Below are 16,805 nucleotides of genomic sequence, written 5' to 3'. Positions count from 1 at the left end.
ATGGCTCAAGTCATGTTCCCTGCGGGGTACGGGCCTTGGCCTGCACCGACGCACCGACACGGTCGACCAGGATGGCCATTTCGTAGCCGACCTGTCCGATGTCGCATTCCGAGTTGGTGAGGGTCGCGAGGTGCGAACCGTCGCCCACACTCATGAGCAACAGGTAGCCGTGCTGCATCTCGACCACGGACTGCAGAACCCCGCCGCCCTCGAACAGGCGGGAGACGCCCGCCGAGAGGCTGGCCAGGCCCGACGTGACGGCAGCGAGCTGCTCGGCACGATCGATTGGCAGGTGCGCACTGGCGGCCATGAGCAGGCCGTCGGCGGACACGAGCACCGCGTGCGTGACGCCGGGAACGTCACTGGCGAAGTTGGACACCAACCAGTCGAGTGGCCTCGTGGTATCGGATCCATGAGCTGTGTTCATCGGTCTCCTTCGATGCTGTTGCGGTCGGCCACCCGTGTGGCTCTGCCGTTCCGGACGCCCGTCTGGTGTCTACTCAGGTTGGCGCGAATTGTCTCAGGGTCACGAACTCGACGCAGCGTCCCTGTGTTGCGGGCGCCTTCCACGGTGCCCGGGACCAATCGGTCACCGGGGCGACGCTTCGGCAACCCGATTTCGGGATCGACCTCGACAGGCGCCGATGCCACCCGCTCAGCGGCGGACCAGCCCTTGTCGGCTGCCGATTCCCAGACGCCCGGGGCGCCTTCCTCGCTGGTCGGGTCGGTCAGCCAATCCGACACCATGTCGGCGAAGATCGGCGTTCCATGGCCCTCGCCGTTCGGAGCGGGCGGCGGGTCGATCCTGGACTGGAAGAACGATGCCGTCTTCGCAGGGTTGGTGCGGTACCGATGACGCACCGTCGACGAACCGTTCTCGTCGGACTCGGGCGCCTGCGCGGGCGGTGCCGGTGGGCGCGGCGGCGCCGGACGCCTGGTCGGCAGGGGCTCCTGCACGGGCGCCGACTGTGCCGAGACCGGAGCCGGAGCGACGGGCTGTGCCGGCGGCGCGGCCTCTGCGGGTGCACGACGCGTGGGCAACTTGGGCATCGGCCGGGGACCGTCCGAGCCTCCCACCGGCGACACCGTGGGAACTCCCGAGCCACCGGAGGCGATGCCACTCGCACCCGGCCTGCGCTTGGGCAGACCAGCCGTGGTCGTGGACTCCACCTGTTCACCATTGGTTGCACTCGATGCCGGTGCACTCGATGCCGGTGTACTCGGTGCGGGCACACTCTGTTCCGGCTCGGGAGCGGAAGCCTGACGCTGCGGCAACGAGGGTGCGCTGCCGTTCGGAACGGCCTCGCGTCGCTGCGGCAACGGTCGAGGCTGGTCACCACCGTGTTCGGGTGCCGGCGCACGTTCGGGTGCCGGCGACGGAACCGCCGGCCGAACCTGTGGAGTCGGCCGAACCTGCTCGATCTGCTGAACGGGCTGAGCCGTCTCGGGACGCGGCGACGGGATCGCCCGCTGCGCACCCGAATTCAGCTGACCGCCACCCGACTGCGTGATGATCAACGAACTCGGGATATGAATGCTGACGGTGACGCCGGGGTTGCGCGCGGTGTCGAACGTCGAACGCATCCGCACGGTGAGTCCGTGACGATCCGCGAGACGCGAGACGACGAACAGACCCATGTGACGGGCCGTGTCCGGGCCCACCTCGCCGCCCGTGGACAGACGCTGGTTGATGGCGTCCATCTCGCTCGGCGGGATACCGATGCCGCGGTCTGCGATCTCGAGGAGAACGCCGCCGTCGACTGCGCGAGCGAAGCTGAAGTTCACGTAACTGTCCGGCGGAGAAGCGCGCAGCGCGTTGTCGACGAGCTCGGCGAGCAGGTGGACGACGTCTGTGACGATCGCACCGGTCAGTGCCCCGTCCGGGGTGGCGCCCATCTGTACACGCTGATAGTCCTCGACCTCGGACATCGCGGCACGCAGGACGTCGCCGAGCGCGATGGGGCGGCTCTGGCCACGACGGACTCGAGTACCGGCGAGAATCAGCAGGTTCTCGCCGTTTCGACGCATACGTGCGGCGAGGTGGTCGAGACGGAAGAGACTCTCGAGGCGCTTCGGATCCTTCTCCTCGAACTCGAGGTTCTCGATGAGCCCCAGCTGCTGGTCGATGAGGGACTTGCTTCGGCGAGCCAGCGTCTCGAACATGTCGTTGATCTGCAGGCGAAGGTGCGCCTGCTCGCCGGCGAGCTTGAGGGCCTGGCCGTGAATATCGTCGATGGCGCGTGCCAGCTGGCCGATTTCTTCCCTGGTGTGCACCTCGACGGGAACGAACTTCACGTCTGCTGCGTCGTCCGTCGATTTGATCTTCTCGATGGCCTCGGGCAGATCGCGACGAGCCACCTGCAGTGCGCCGAAGCGAAGCCGTCGAACGGGTCCGATGAGCGAGCGAGCGACGAGCAGGGCCAGCACGAGGGCGGCCAGCAGCGTACCGAGAACGATTGCCGTGTCACGCAGCGCGGCAGAGCGCGTTTCGTCGGCACGCGTGTTGACGGTGTCGGTGATGTCGGCGGAGGCGTTCCCGATCAGGTCGGTGTAGACGTCGAGGCTCTCGAGCAGTGAGCTACGAATCTGCAGAACCGGCAGCATCTTGCCGCCCTCTTCGAGCTGACGAATACCATCTTCCATCAACTTCGTGCGCTTGGCGGTGCCGTCGCGCAACTGCTCGATATTCGCGTCTCCATCGGGAAAGGACCTGGCCAGTACGTCGACGAGCGCGAGTTCGGCGCCGGCCGCGGTGACGAGGTCCGTCGTCGGAGTCCGGTAGTCGTCCTTGATCTGGATCATGACGACGGCCTGGTCGAAGATTCGGCGCTGTGCGGCCCAAGCGTCGACGAGCAGGCTGTACTTGTCGAGAACGTCGCGGTCGTCGATCGGCGCCACGATCTTGTCTGCGATAACACTCAGGGCGTTCGAGAACTCGTGCTGCCGATCGGAGAGGGTGGTGACCGGGGTGGCGCCTGGGGTGCCAGTGGTCATGCCTTCGAGAGCGTGTCCGTCCGCGAGTGCCTGGTTGAGGCCCTGCGCAATGTCCGGTGGAAGGTCCGGGTTACCGGCCGCCTCTGCGACCTCGTCGAACTGCGTGGCCAGGTATTCGCGATCCTTCGGAGCAAGGGTCCCCGAGGAGTAACCACTGACCACGGTGCCCATGGCTGCTTCGAGGGTCACCATCGAGGGCACACTCGAGACCTGCTCGGCTGCCGTCGTGAAGTGAACCGCGTCGTTGAGCTCGTTCTGAACCCGCAGCCCACCGAGCACCATTGCGACGGTGACGGGCACTGCAAGTACCGCGGTCACCTTCCATCGCAGGCCCCAGCCTTCGATATCCCAGAGCTTAGTCCGGGGCGGCGAATCGTCGCTCATCTCTGCTCTCTTTCAAACCCGTCGTGTCTTCACCGTGCGTCCTTCGACCACTCCCCCGACTTCGGTGAACGCACTGACCGAGGGGCTGAGCTTCATTGCTCTGCGACCGCATGTTTGCCAACGTCTACAAAGTAGGTAACGACTTCATCACGTTGTGTATGGCCATGTTCTTACCATAGAAACGTCCGATACCTTACTTTCGAGTAACCTCCGCCCCTCGCTACCCGCCGGTAACGGAGGTCACGGCGGCGCTCGACAACCGTACACACCAAAGGCATCCGGCCCAAGGTTCAGTTGAACGTTGAATTTATTGTCCTGAAGTGGGCAAACCTTCCGCTAACGCCGTTCGCGCCCGCCGTTGCAGAGAACGGGCGGGCGCGAAGCGGGGAAGCGAATCGGTCAGACGTCCAAGAAGCGGACATCCTTTGCGTTGCGAGTGATGAAGCTGCGACGAGCCTCGACATCCTCACCCATGAGAACGCTGAAGAGTTCGTCCGCAGCGGCAGCATCGTCGAGGGTGACGAGACGAAGCACGCGCACCTCCGGGTCCATTGTGGTTTCCCACAGCTCCTTGGCGTTCATCTCGCCGAGACCCTTGTAGCGCTGAATGCCGTCGTCCTTGTTGATCTTCTTGCCGGACTCGAGTCCCGCCTTGACCAGGGCATCCCGCTCACGGTCCGAGTATGCGAAGTCAGGCTCCGAACCGCGCTGCCACTTGAGCTTGTACAGCGGCGGCTGCGCGAGATACACGTGGCCGTGTTCGACGAGCGGGCGCATGAAGCGGAAGAGCAGCGTCAGCAGCAGCGTTGCGATGTGCTGGCCGTCGACATCGGCGTCGGCCATGAGGACGATCTTGTGATAACGCAGCTTCGCGATGTCGAACTCGTCGTGAATGCCGGTACCGAAGGCCGTGATGATCGACTGCACTTCGTTGTTCTTGAGAACACGGTCGATGCGCGCCTTCTCGACGTTGATGATCTTGCCTCGCAGCGGCAGGATCGCCTGGTACATCGAGTCGCGTCCGGATTTCGCCGAGCCACCTGCGGAGTCGCCCTCCACGATGTAGATCTCGGACTTGCTCGGATCGTTCGATCGGCAGTCGGCGAGCTTTCCGGGCAGTCCACCGAGGTCGGTTGCACTCTTGCGGCGCACCAACTCTCGTGCCTTTCGCGCCGCGACGCGGGCCTGCGCCGACGACACCGCCTTCTGCACGATGGTCTTCGCATCGGCAGGGTTGGCTTCGAACCAGTGCTGTAGGTGCTCGTTGCTGGCCTTCTGCACGAACGAACGAACCTCGGTGTTTCCGAGCTTCGTCTTGGTCTGGCCCTCGAACTGAGGCTCGCCGACCTTCACGGAGATGATCGCGGCAAGACCCTCACGGATGTCGTCACCGGTGAGCTTCGGGTCCTTCTCCTTCAGCAACTTCTTGTCGAGCGCGTACTTGTTGACCGTGGCCGTCAGCGCGGACCGGAAGCCCTCTTCGTGCGTACCACCCTCGTGAGTGTTGATGGTGTTGGCGAAAGTGTGCACGGACTCCGAGTAGCCGGAGTTCCACTGCATGGCGATCTCGAGCTCGTGCCCGGTGCCCTTCGCGGTGAAACCGACGACGGAGTTGTGGATCGCCTGCTTCGTGCGGTTGATGTGCCGGACGTAGTCCTCGAGCCCACCCGGGTAGCGGTAGACGCGCGTCTTGACCTTGTGGACTGCTGGCTCCGCGGCCTCGGCGTCCTCTTCCTCTGCGGTCTTCGGCGCATCCGCCACCTGACTGACGTCTTCTTCGGTCACCTCTTCGGGGGTGACACGCTCGTCCGTCAGGGTGATGGTGAGTCCCTTGTTGAGGAACGCCATCTCCTGGAGGCGCCTGGCGACGGTCTCGAAGTTGTAGTCGGTGGTCTCGAAGATCTCTTCGTCCGCCCAGAAGCGGACCGTGGTGCCGGTCTTCTTGGTCTCTTCGCCCTTGACCAGTTCGCCGGGCTTGGATTGCAGATACGTCTGCGTCCAGCGGTTCCCGTCGACGTTGATGACGACCTCGAGCTTCGAGGACAGTGCGTTCACGACGGAGATACCCACGCCGTGCAGGCCACCGGACACCGCGTACGAATCGGAGTCGAACTTGCCGCCGGCGTGCAACTGCGTCAGCACGACCTCGACGGTGGGGACACCGGAAGCGTGCATGCCGACCGGAATACCTCGGCCGTCGTCGATGACCTGGATGCCGCCGTCTTCGAGGATGGTGACCTCGACCTTGCTGGCGTACCCGGCCATGGCCTCGTCGACCGAGTTGTCGACAACTTCCCAGATCAGGTGGTGCAGACCACGCTCACCGGTCGAGCCGATGTACATGCCCGGACGCTTCCGAACCGCTTCGAGCCCCTCGAGGACGGTGATGGACGACGCATCGTAATCCTTCTTGGACGTGCTCTTTTCCGACTTCTGGGCAGCCACGGGTGGGTAGCTCTCCTTCTACGTCCGATCGTCGACACAGCCGACGAGCCGACCCTTCACGGGCCTTGGGTGGTCACGAGTGTCGGCAGTGCGCCGCTACACATCACCGCCATCTTACTGGTACCGCCGACAGCGGGTGGTGCTGCGACACCCCTGAGAGGCCCGTAGACGACTCTTCCGGGTGCGCCGAGGGTCAAAAGCTACGCGGATTCGGTCTCGGTCCGGTCCGATTCGACGGATTCGACGAAATCGGTAGTCGCTCGCGCAATCTCTCCAGCATGCGAGAGGGGCGACCAGTGTCCGGCATCGATGGTTACTCTGCGCAGGTCGGAGGCCCATTCCTCGGCATCCTCGTAGCCGACCGGCCGCACCGCTTTGTCCCTTCGGTTCAGGATCAGTTGAACCGGGACCGCGGTCCGACGAATGCGCGGCGATGTGAGTCGCGGGCGGATGTTGGCTCGATATCTCTTCAGACCGTTCACCATGTCGCGCGACAACGTCGGCGCCGGCCGAACCACCTGCGGATCGAGTCCGTCGAAGAATCCCAGAAACTGTGGCCAGTGCTTCGAGAACCACACCTTCAGCGGCAGCGTGGCCATCCCCGGAATCTGGAAGGCCACGGTGTAGGCGGAAGCGAACGCCTGGGAAAGCGGTCCGGCGAAACTACGCTCGGTGACCCGCCGACGTGCCCACGTTGCCAAATGATCCAGATTGGGTCCGGAAATCGACGTGAACGAGGCGATCCGATCCCTGGCCGCCGGTTCGCAGACGGCTTCCCACGCTTCCACCGACCCCCAGTCGTGGGCGAGCACGTGAACGGGTTTCCCAGGACTCACCGCATCGATCACTGCGAACAGATCGGTGGCGAGGGCTTCCAGTCGATACGCCTCGACCGATCCCGGGACGGTACTCGCGCCCGCACCCCGGGTGTCGTACGAGACCAGCCGGAAGTCCTTACCGAGATGCTGCGACACACCGGCCCACAACTCGTGAGTGTCCGGCCAGCCGTGAACCATCAGCACAGTAGGGCCGTCCGGATCGCCTTCTTCGAACACCGCGAGATCGATCGGTCCGTTGGACACGGTGCGCTGGGCAGTCGTCATCGTTGGTTCCTCACCATTCGGGGGGGGCGGTGCATCGTTCGGGGCGGTGGTTCATGCGTTCTCACAGGTCCAGTACGAGACGGCCACCTTCTGCGCGCGACACGCAGATCAACATCTCGCTCTGTTGTTCCTCGCTCGTCAGACGGGTCTCTCGGTGGTCCGGAGTGCCGGCCAGCACCTTCACCCGGCACGTCCCGCAGAACCCTTGACGGCACGAATATCCCACGCCCGGAAGGGTCTTCTTCACCACATTGAGGGCACTGTCGTCCGGCGGAACGGTGAGCACCTCACCGGTACTGACGAGCTGTACCTCGAACTCCTCACCGGCGACGATCGGCGGTTCACCGAATCGTTCGAAATGCAGTGCCGCAGAACCGGTATTCGAGAAACCCATACGAACAGCGTCGAGCATCGGATTGGGACCACAGCAATAGACGGACCCACCCTCGGGAGCACGCTCCAGAAGTGATTCGGTTGTGGGAAGACCGAACTCGTCATCCGGACGGACGAATACTCGCTCGGGCTCGAACCCCTCGATCTCTTCCAGGAACGGCATGGTCTCACGCGAGCGCCCCGAATAGACCAGCTGCCAATCCATCCCGATTTCCCGTGCTGCTCGCACCATCGCAATGATCGGGGTGATGCCGATTCCGCCGGCGACGAACAGCGCACGCCCCTGACCCACGAAGGGAAATCCATTACGGGGGCCACGCACCGTGACGACGGAACCTTGTGTCAGTGCGTGCATTTCGAGAGAACCGCCACCGCCCTCCGGAATCCGCCGAACCGCGACCGTGTACCCGGAGGTGTCCGCGGGATCACCGCACAGGGAGTACTGCCGGCGCCGTCCGGAGGGGAGATGAAAGTCCAAGTGCGAGCCCGGTTGCCACGCCGGAAGCTCCGTACCGTCACGAGAACCGAACCGGAAGCGCACCACGTCTTCGTCCTCGGCAACCACCTCACGTCGTGTGAGAACGAGATTCAACGCGGTGTCGGGATTGTGCCCGGCGAAATCTTCGCTGTACTCGTAGATCGCCAACAGGCGCAGATACTTGTCCGCGACCGATTGAGTGAGGCGCATCGCACGGTCACGGCGCTGAAGACCTCGAAGATCCATGGGAGCTTCGTACTTCGGTAGCGCCGTGAGGAGGCCGCGGAAGCTGGGGACACTCATCTCGACGCAGCCCGGGCAGCAGGTGACACGGCCAGGTATTGCACGGCTTGCGCTGTGGAGCCTTCGTTGCTCGGATGATACGAACGCAAGAAGTACGACGACATGCGCACCGCCAGACCTCGCCCGGTCGGTAGGACGCCACGCTTACCGGCCGCGTAGAAGTCGGACCAGTGCGGCTTCCGTCGATGGGGCGCCCAGTTCAGGAGTTCGGGGTCGTTTCGCATCAGATAGCGAGCCCCGCGAATCCACAACCATACGATGACGGGTGTGACGACCAATTGCGTTCGCACTCGACGAAATTCACGCTTGTCGAAGTACCGCATCACGTTGTAGGCCACCGACCTGTGCTCGACTTCCTCCGCGCCGTGCCAGCGCAAGAGGTCGAGCATCGTGGGATGGATACCTGCCCGGTCGAGGCCTTCCGCGTTGAGCACCCAATCGCCGAGGAAGGCGGTGATGTGCTCGATCGCTGCGATCATCGCCAGTCGTTCGACGAGGTGGTTCCTGGCGCGTCCACCGGTGAGCGGGCGCGGTCCCAGAATCTTGTCGAAGGTCCACTCCATCTGCTCGGTGAACGGTGTCGGATCGAGCCCGTTCGCCTTCAGATGATCGAGCACGCCGGTGTGCGCCTTGGCGTGCATCGCTTCCTGGCCGATGAACCCGATGACGTCTTCACGAAGCTGTTCGTCCTCGATATGAGGGAGCGCCTCCTTGAAGGTCTCGACGAACCATTCCTCGCCCGCAGGCAACATCAGGTGCAGGACGTTGAGCACGTGCGTGCTGAACGGATCGCCCGGAATCCAGTGCATGGGCAGATTCGACCAATCGAATTCGACGTTCCGTGCCTGTAGCACCAGATGGTCGGGTTCGTTCGACGTTCTCGTCGGCTCAGTTGACGCCGTCATGGCATTACTCCTTGTCGACACCGCAGACGATGCCTGTGACACAGTTCACCCTCTTGTGAGGATTAACTGTAACACCGAGTAATAGGTAAAGCCAGAGCCCGCTACCCGTACGTGTCTCTCGGCCCGCGACCTCTGACGTGACGCTCACCCTTACGCCAGCTGGGAGCCGTAGGGCCGGTGATCTTCAGGCTCTTCACCACCCCGTCTCCGACAGCCGCTGCGATCTTGGCGAGGATGTTGGCCTGCATCATCCGTAGCTGGGTAGCCCAGGCAGTCGATTCCGCAGAGATACTCAGAACGCCCTCACGCAAGCTCGTCGGCTCGGCATGAGCAGCGATGTCCTCACCCACGACGTCCGGCCAACGACCGATGACGGTCCCTTCCGATACATGCTGCGACCACCCGCGCTGCTTGGAAATCGCCTTGGTGAGCGAACCCAACGTCTGCGGGTCCCGGTCGTCCGGCCCGGCACCGGACCATCCGCGGCGCCGCCGCTGACGAAGACTCCGGATGCCGCCGCTCGACCGCTTTCCCTGCCCCACCGACCGTCCACTCGCCTTGGCGGCGGCTCGAGCCTCCTCGAGGGCACGCCGAGCGAGGTCCACACCTTTGAGCTCGGGCTCCGGCGGCTTCGCGTCGGGATTCTCACTCATCGTCCGGTACCTCCTGCGGCTCCGTATTTCCTGTAGCCGTTATCCGGGACACCCGACCCGCCTCCGAGTCGTGTGCTTCCACCTCGAACCGAACCGCGTGCAATTCCTCCGGCACATCTTCCGGTACTGCAGCCGTGATCAGGACCTGCTCGGCGTCGGACGCAACCTTCGCCAGCGCTCGTCTACGGAACCGGTCGAGTTCGGCGAACACGTCGTCGAGCATCAGGACCGGGTCGGTGCCGTCCGAACGCAGCAGCGAGAACGCCCCCAACCGCAGAGACAGAGCGAACGACCACGATTCACCGTGGCTCGCAAATCCCTTTGCAGGCGTGTCTCCGAGCTCCAACTCGAGATCGTCACGGTGCGGGCCGACGAGGCACACGCCGCGCTCGATCTCCTTGGAGCGCATGGCCGCCAACTCCTCGACGAAGCGCTCTCGAAGAAACGTGGAGTCGTCCGGCGCGGGTTGCCGTGCCGGGTCGAGATACTCGGGCGGGAGCGATCCACCGAGGCTCGACCGGTATCGAATTCGGGCCGGCCGTGAGCTCGGTGCCAATGAGCCGTACGCATCCGACACGAAAGGTGCCAGCTCGTGGATCAGGCCGAGACGCCCCGCCAGAAGCTGAGCACCGTGGGTGGCGAGGTGCCCGTCCCACACGTCGAGCGTGGCAAGGGCACTCGCTCCGTCGTCACTTCTGGACCCGCGACGGAGGGCACCTCCCGCCGTCTTCAGCAGCGCGGACCGCTGCCGCAGAACCTTGTCGTAGTCCGCGCGCACCGCTGCCATCCGAGGAAGACGAGTGCACAGAAGCTCGTCGAGGAAACGGCGCCTGTCACCCGGATCACCGCGAACGAGCGACAAGTCCTCGGGGGCGAACATCACCGTCTGCAGAATGCCGAGGATCTCTCGAGGACGCCTCGTCGGCGATCGATTGATCCTGCCCCTGTTGGACTTCCCGTCGTTGAACTCCAGATCGATCGAAAGCTCACGGCCCGCATTCACCACGGTGGCCGACGCGAACGCCTGCTGACGACCGGTCCGGATCATCGGAGCGTCACTGGAGACCCGATGGGAGGACAGCGTGGACAGATAGCCGAGGGACTCGAGGATGTTGGTCTTGCCATGACCGTTGGGACCGATGAAAACGGTGCACCCCGGTGTCAGATCGATTCCCAACGAATCCCACGAACGAAAATCTCGGAGCGAGAGCGCGCGTACGAACACCTATGATCCAGAATCGGATTCCGCAGATTTGACCGCGTGCCCACCGAATTGGTTCCGCAACGCGGACACGGCCTTCATCGCGGGCGAATCCTCTTGCCGCGAAGCGAAACGTGCGAACAGTGCCGCGCTGATGACCGGCGCGGGAACCGCATGATCGATTGCCTCGTGGACCGTCCACCTGCCCTCGCCGGAATCGGCCGTGTATCCGGAGATCTCGCTGAACTCGGGGTCCTCGTCCAGCGCCTTCACCAGCAGATCGAGCAACCAGGACCGAACGACCGTGCCCTTGGTCCATGCGCGCAGCACGCCGTGAACATCGGTGACCAGATCCTCGGCAGCCAGAAGTTCGTATCCCTCCGCATAGGCCTGCATCAGTCCGTACTCGATGCCGTTGTGGATCATCTTCGCGTAGTGGCCCGCGCCCACCGGCCCGGCATGAACGAATCCATCGGCACGTTCACCCTCCGGGCGCAGAGCATCGAAGATCGGAAGCGCCCGTGCGACATCGGCTTCCGCCCCGCCCACCATGAGGCCGTATCCGTTCGCGAGGCCCCACACACCCCCGGAAACGCCGCAGTCGAGGTAGCCGATGTTCTTCTCGGCGAGAAGGTCGCCGTGCGTCTTGTCGTCGGTGTAACGGGAATTGCCACCGTCGATCACCAAGTCGCCCGGCTCGAGGACCCTCGAGAGTTCCTCGACGGTGTCCTGTGTGATCTTCCCGGCGGGCACCATCACCCACATCACCCGGGGTGCGGAAAGGGCAGAAGCCAGTTCCGACAACGATCCGACGTCGGTGACCTCGGGCCGGGGGTCGTATCCGATCACCTCGTGGTCATGCGCGCGCAAACGCTCACGCATGTTGAAACCCATCTTTCCGAGTCCGACCAATCCGATCTGCACCGTGATCTCCGTCCGCTCGTGAGGTTGGTTTCTCGTCATCAGCCAGGTAGGCGCACCGGCATCAGCAGGTAGGTGTATTCGCTCTCCGGAGCGGCGAACGAACCCGAATCATCCGGCTCGGGCTCTTCTTCGGTCGCGGGCCGCAGCACTGCCGGCCTGCTCGCGGTAGTGAATCCGAACAGAACCTGTTCGCTGTGCAGCGAAGACAGTCCGTCGATGAGGTAGCCGGGATTGAAGGCGATGGTGAGCGGCTCGCCCTTGAACACGACTTCGAGGCCTTCCTCGGCCCGGCCTGCATCGTCGCCACCGGCGGAGAGCATGAGGCCCTCGGTGGTGAACTCGAGACGCACCTGGGCGCCACGCTCGGCGACGAGGGCGACACGCTTGATCGCTTCGATCAACGGCGCGATCTCGACGGTGGCCATGGCGGTATGCGCCGGCGGAAGCAACTGCCGGAACTTGGGGAACTCCGCATCGAGGAGCCTGGTGGTGGTGCGGCGGCCGTCGTTCACAATGCCGAGCAAGCCGTCGTTTCCGACCGTACTACCGGATCCGAGAGCCAGTTCCACGGGGGAGTTGGCATCTCCGGCAAGAGTTTTGGCGGACTCGGAGAGTGTCTTGGCCGGGACGAGGACAGCCGCGGACGTCTCTTCACTGGTGGGCATCCACTCGATCTGACGCACCGCGAGACGGAACCGGTCGGTGGCGGCAAGGACGATCGTGCTCTTCTCGATCTCCACGCGAATGCCGGTGAGCATCGGCAGGGTGTCGTCTTTGCCGGCCGCGATCGCGACCTGACTGATCGCTTCGGAGAACAGATCCGCCGGGATCGAGCCGGTCTGCTGAGGAAGAGTCGGCAGTTGCGGGTAGTCCTCGACCGGCATCGTCGGCAGGGAGAACTTGGCGCTACCGCAGTTGATCAACACTCGAGTGCCCTCGAGGACGACATCGACCGGCTTGTTGGGCAGCGACTTGGTGATGTCGGCGAGGAGCTTCCCCGAGACGAGCACCTGGCCGACGCTGCCGACCTCGGCCGAGACACGAACCTGGGCGGAAACCTCGTAATCGAATCCCGAGACCGTCAGGAACTGCTCCGAAGCGTCGAGAAGAACACCACCGAGAACGGGGACCGGGGGGCGGGACGGGAGACTGCGAGCGACCCACGCGACCGAATCTGCGAATTCTTCCCGGGATACGCGAAACTTCAGGCTTCCAAGCTCCATCGCCGGGTGGTTCCTCTCGGTAGGCACGGTTGTTGCACTCCGATTGCAGGCACAGAATCCTCAACCGGGGATCTGCAGTCTTGCACAGAGCAGCGATGCATAACCGTATGCCCTCGAGGGCGATCGTGAAAGCCGAACGAGCGCGTTCTCGAGGACGGCTGATCGGCCTGTGAACGGGCTCGGTCCCCAACACTGTTTTGAAAGATGTTCTTAGAAGGAAATTTAAGAAGTACTATTAGGTCCTGTGGAATCTGTGGAACAAGGCCGGTAAACACAGGTCGACGGCAGTGCAGACATGGGGAGAACTCGAGGACGAACTCGAGGACGAAATCCGGGTGTGTGTGGACTACTCGAGGTTGTTCGAGTTTGTCCCCCGCCGGTCCACAGGAATTCCACCTCATCCCCACAGTTATCCACAGGTGTGAGTGCTTTCTTCCAGGCACGATGAACGGCGTGTCGGTGCGGTGTGTCGTGAATGTGAACGAGAAATTTCATCTCGAGATAGACCTCGAGGTACCGCTCGAGCCACCCCTCGAGGTCACTCCTCGAGCAAAACCTCGAGGAGTGACCCGCGGATGTGAGCGGGAAACGACCGGAATCAGCGCTTGGAACGCTGCTTGATGCGAGCGGTGAGCTCCTGCACCTGGTCGTAGATCTTGCGACGTTCCGTCATCTCCTTGCGGATCTTCTTGTCCGCGTACATGACGGTGGTGTGGTCTCTGCCGAACGTCTGGCCGATCTTGGGAAGAGACAGGTCGGTGAGCTCGCGGCACAGGTACATGGAGATCTGACGGGCCTGCGCGAGCGGCCGTGCCTTGCCCGGGCCACACAGATCGTCGATCGACATATTGAAGTACTCGGCGGTCACGGCCATGATCGTCGCCGCATTGATCTCGACCGTCGAGGAGTCGGGCATCAGATCCCTGAGCACGACCTCGGCAAGTGTGAGGTCGAGAGGCTGCCTGTTGAGGGAGGCGAACGCCGTCACACGAATCAGTGCACCCTCGAGCTCACGAATGTTGCGTTCGATGCGACTGGCGATCAACTCGAGGACTTCGTAGGGCACCTCGAGGCGGTCCATCCTGGCCTTCTTGCTGAGGATGGCGATTCGCGTCTCGAGTTCGGGTGGCTGAACATCCGTGATCAGGCCCCACTCGAATCGGGTACGTAGTCGTTCTTCCAGGGTGGCCAGCTGCTTCGGCGGGCGGTCGGAGGACACCACGATCTGCTTGTTCGCGTTGTGCAGCGTGTTGAAGGTGTGGAAGAACTCTTCCTGGATACCTTCTTTACCCTCGATGAACTGGATGTCGTCCACCAACAGGACGTCCGTCTCTCGGTACCTGCGCTTGAACGCGACCTTCCGGTCGTCACGGAGGCTGTTGATGAAGTCGTTGGTGAACTCCTCGGTCGAGACGTACTTGACGCGCATCCCGGGAAACAGACGCTGCGCGTAGTGGCCGGCTGCGTGCAGCAGGTGGGTCTTGCCGAGACCGGAGGCTCCCCACACGAACAGCGGGTTGTAGGCCCGCGCCGGGGCCTCCGCGATCGCGACGGCGGCTGCGTGAGCGAACCTGTTCGAGGAACCGATCACGAAGGTGTCGAAGGTGTACTTCGCGTTGAGGCTGCCCGCCCCCGTCGAGTTCGTGGAGGGGCCGGAAGGCGGTTTCGTGAAGTACGACGGCCAGGATTCGTGAACGCTCGCGAGCGCCTCGCTTTCGTCGTCCACCTCTTCCTGATCCGACAGTTCGGAGTCGGACGGTTCACCCTCGGCATCGGAGAACGCGCGCCGACGATAGGAGCCGGAACTCGCGGCGCCGGGTTCGAAGCGTCGTCGTCGACTCGAGTCGGAATCGGAGTGGGTCCGGGGCGCTGATCCGTCGTGGCCGGTATCGGCGCTCGTCGAAGACTCTTCCGTCGGTTCCGGGTCGTTGCTAGGGGCAGCGATACGGACACCCAGTCCCTCGACCTGTTCGCCGAGATGCCGCCCGAGCGCGTGCAGGATCGGCTCACGCAGATCACGCTCGATGGCTTCCTGTGCGAAAGACGACGGGACCGACAGCAGAGCGAAGCCCTGCGCGAGGGTGAGCGGTTTCACAAGAGCGAGCCAGGCCTTCTGGCCGCGGCTCAATGGAGGCAGATCTCCACCGGGGTTCGAAGACGTGAGCTCTGCGACAACGTCGACCCAGACCCGTGCCAGCGCATTCGGATCCTCGTTCACGTGGTTCCTCCCAGGTGGGTTCGTTCCCGGATCGGATTCCGGGCGTTCGGGGCCAGAGGTCGACCCCCTCACCGGCATACGAATATGCCATCTGATCAGTGTTTCCACACAATTATCCACAGATGTGGACAAACTGGGCCGCTGGCACCGAACCGCAGTCGCACGGGTCGGTGAATGAAGAATCCGATCCCTCTACCTGCATAAACAAGGGGTGGGATCGCTAAACGGTGCCGGAGAGAACCGGGCTGACCGTCAGGAAGTGCGCGTCAACGCCACTGAAGTGGGGACCGCAGAGAGCATCGTCTGTGCCCTGTGGATGGAGAGGTGACAATCGGCTGATGAGAACGGTGAATACGAGGTGAAGTCACTCGATCAGGGTTCATCGGCAAGACCATGCGGAAGACGCTAGCAAGGTGTCGGCAACTTCACAGCGGAATGGCACAGTCGTGGGTCCGCGGCAAGCATTCGGACTACCTCGGCGTGTCGGGTAAGGTCGTCGACAGCTGATTCGGTGAGAAGTCGCCGGTAAGCGAGTTTGACCTGACCGAGAGCGGTAAGTACTCTCGAACAGTCACCCTGTGGTGAGGTGACCGGTGAGTGCTGGCTTCGTACAGTCGATACACCGGACCTCTCGCGCCACTGGGTAAATAGTTTTTCGTAATCGCTAGATCCATGACGCCGGGAGGCGTCGATGAACTTCGAGGAGTGTTGACCGTGGCCAAGGGCAAGCGGACGTTCCAGCCGAACAACCGACGCCGCGCGCGCGTTCACGGCTTCCGTCTTCGTATGCGTACCCGTGCGGGTCGTTCGATCGTTGCTGCACGTCGTCGTAAGGGCCGTGAATCTCTCACTGCCTGATCCTGTTACTGGGTTTGGGAGCTCGGGATGTTACCTGAGCCGAATCGCCTCCGTCGTCATTCGGATTTCTCGTCGACGGTCAAGCGCGGTCGGAGAAGTGGTAGGCGCGACGTAGTCGTGCATGCCTTCGATCACGCGACGACGGACGAGTTGGCGAGATTCGGTGGTCCCAGATTCGGACTGGTTGTGAGCAAGGCTGTCGGGCCGGCGGTGATTCGACATCGAGTCGCACGCCGGCTTCGTCATATCTGTGTCGGCCTCGTCGACCGAGTCCCGGATGGGACGGACATCGTGATCCGTGCTCTTCCCGGTGCGTCGACGGCCACCAGTCGTGAACTGGAGCAGCAGATCCAACACCTGTTGCGTCGAATGAACCTCCTCGAATCCGTGAGTGAATCGGTATGACCAGCGCACTCGAACTGTCGTCCCTGCGGACGATTCCTGCGCGCATATTGATCTTCGGGATCGAGCTCTACCGCACCTATGTATCTCCGTTGAGGCTTCCTACCTGCAGGTTCATGCCTACATGCAGTGAGTACGCGGTCGAAGCCCTCAGAACGCACGGGGCCGTCAAAGGCCTGTTTTTGACGGTGGTGCGCCTCGCGAAGTGTGCTCCCTGGCACTCTGGTGGATGGGATCCGGTCCCACCCCGCCGCGACGGTCGCGGAAGTTACCACCCAAGCTGTCCGGCGAACGTGGACGAACAGAGGAGTACATAGAGCC

14 protein-coding genes are annotated in these 16,805 nt (G+C 63.2%); 3 read left to right on the top strand and 11 right to left on the bottom strand.

Translation table 11 applies throughout. The features are described 5' to 3' along the window. Window positions 1-10 precede the first annotated feature (10 nt). The 11 genes from ACZI8R_RS05015 to dnaA form a co-directional block, all read right to left on the bottom strand. Complete coding sequence (locus ACZI8R_RS05015) at window positions 11-427, bottom strand: roadblock/LC7 domain-containing protein (RefSeq protein ID WP_463378478.1); 417 nt, start codon at window positions 425-427, stop codon at window positions 11-13. Then, the gene (locus ACZI8R_RS05010; protein WP_463378477.1) at window positions 424-3,378 is read right to left on the bottom strand and encodes a sensor histidine kinase; all 2,955 of its coding nucleotides are present in this window, start codon (window positions 3,376-3,378) and stop codon (window positions 424-426) included. The genes ACZI8R_RS05015 and ACZI8R_RS05010 overlap by 4 nt, the downstream gene beginning before the upstream one ends. Before the next feature lie 399 nt (window positions 3,379-3,777). Then, window positions 3,778-5,823, bottom strand: a complete 2,046-nt coding sequence (gene gyrB / locus ACZI8R_RS05005; RefSeq protein ID WP_463378476.1) for a DNA topoisomerase (ATP-hydrolyzing) subunit B — start codon at window positions 5,821-5,823, stop codon at window positions 3,778-3,780. A gap of 200 nt (window positions 5,824-6,023) precedes the next feature. Next, window positions 6,024-6,926: an alpha/beta fold hydrolase gene (locus tag ACZI8R_RS05000; RefSeq protein WP_463378475.1), complete on the bottom strand. Its 903-nt coding sequence runs from the start codon at window positions 6,924-6,926 to the stop codon at window positions 6,024-6,026. Between the two features lie 61 nt (window positions 6,927-6,987). Further along, window positions 6,988-8,100 carry a PDR/VanB family oxidoreductase gene (locus ACZI8R_RS04995; RefSeq protein ID WP_463378474.1) on the bottom strand — a complete coding sequence of 371 codons (1,113 nt, stop codon included), beginning with the start codon at window positions 8,098-8,100 and terminating at the stop codon, window positions 6,988-6,990. Then, on the bottom strand, window positions 8,097-9,005 hold the full coding sequence (locus ACZI8R_RS04990) for a metal-dependent hydrolase (protein WP_463378473.1): 909 nt from the start codon (window positions 9,003-9,005) through the stop codon (window positions 8,097-8,099). Before ACZI8R_RS04990 ends, ACZI8R_RS04995 begins: the two co-directional genes overlap by 4 nt. Before the next feature lie 101 nt (window positions 9,006-9,106). Further along, window positions 9,107-9,658 (bottom strand): DUF721 family protein, encoded by a 552-nt coding sequence (locus ACZI8R_RS04985; RefSeq protein WP_463378472.1) that lies wholly within the window; start codon window positions 9,656-9,658, stop codon window positions 9,107-9,109. After that, entirely contained in the window at window positions 9,651-10,883 is a 1,233-nt protein-coding gene (gene recF / locus ACZI8R_RS04980; RefSeq protein WP_463378471.1) for a DNA replication/repair protein RecF, read from the bottom strand. The genes ACZI8R_RS04985 and recF overlap by 8 nt, the downstream gene beginning before the upstream one ends. Further along, window positions 10,884-11,783: a phosphogluconate dehydrogenase (NAD(+)-dependent, decarboxylating) gene (gene gnd / locus ACZI8R_RS04975; RefSeq protein WP_463378761.1), complete on the bottom strand. Its 900-nt coding sequence runs from the start codon at window positions 11,781-11,783 to the stop codon at window positions 10,884-10,886. It abuts the gene before it with no gap. A gap of 38 nt (window positions 11,784-11,821) precedes the next feature. Further along, window positions 11,822-13,006: a DNA polymerase III subunit beta gene (gene dnaN / locus ACZI8R_RS04970; RefSeq protein WP_463378470.1), complete on the bottom strand. Its 1,185-nt coding sequence runs from the start codon at window positions 13,004-13,006 to the stop codon at window positions 11,822-11,824. Between the two features lie 598 nt (window positions 13,007-13,604). Further along, window positions 13,605-15,224, bottom strand: coding sequence for a chromosomal replication initiator protein DnaA (dnaA, locus tag ACZI8R_RS04965; RefSeq protein ID WP_463378469.1), 1,620 nt, complete (start codon window positions 15,222-15,224; stop codon window positions 13,605-13,607). A gap of 714 nt (window positions 15,225-15,938) precedes the next feature. Here dnaA and rpmH point away from each other — a divergent pair. Genes rpmH through yidD form a run of 3 tightly spaced genes read left to right on the top strand, consistent with a single transcriptional unit; the run spans window position 15,939 to window position 16,801 of the window. Then, complete coding sequence (gene rpmH / locus ACZI8R_RS04960) at window positions 15,939-16,082, top strand: 50S ribosomal protein L34 (protein ID WP_463378468.1); 144 nt, start codon at window positions 15,939-15,941, stop codon at window positions 16,080-16,082. Window positions 16,083-16,109: 27 nt separating this feature from the next. Then, the gene (gene rnpA, locus ACZI8R_RS04955) at window positions 16,110-16,487 is read left to right on the top strand and encodes a ribonuclease P protein component (RefSeq protein ID WP_463378467.1); all 378 of its coding nucleotides are present in this window, start codon (window positions 16,110-16,112) and stop codon (window positions 16,485-16,487) included. Next, window positions 16,484-16,801: a membrane protein insertion efficiency factor YidD gene (yidD, locus tag ACZI8R_RS04950; RefSeq protein WP_463378466.1), complete on the top strand. Its 318-nt coding sequence runs from the start codon at window positions 16,484-16,486 to the stop codon at window positions 16,799-16,801. Before rnpA ends, yidD begins: the two co-directional genes overlap by 4 nt. The last annotated feature ends 4 nt before the right edge of the window (window positions 16,802-16,805 follow it).

This window comes from Rhodococcus huquni, assembly GCF_055231055.1.
The sequence above is the reverse complement of the archived record's forward strand: the minus strand, read 5'-3'. Positions and strand labels throughout refer to the sequence as shown.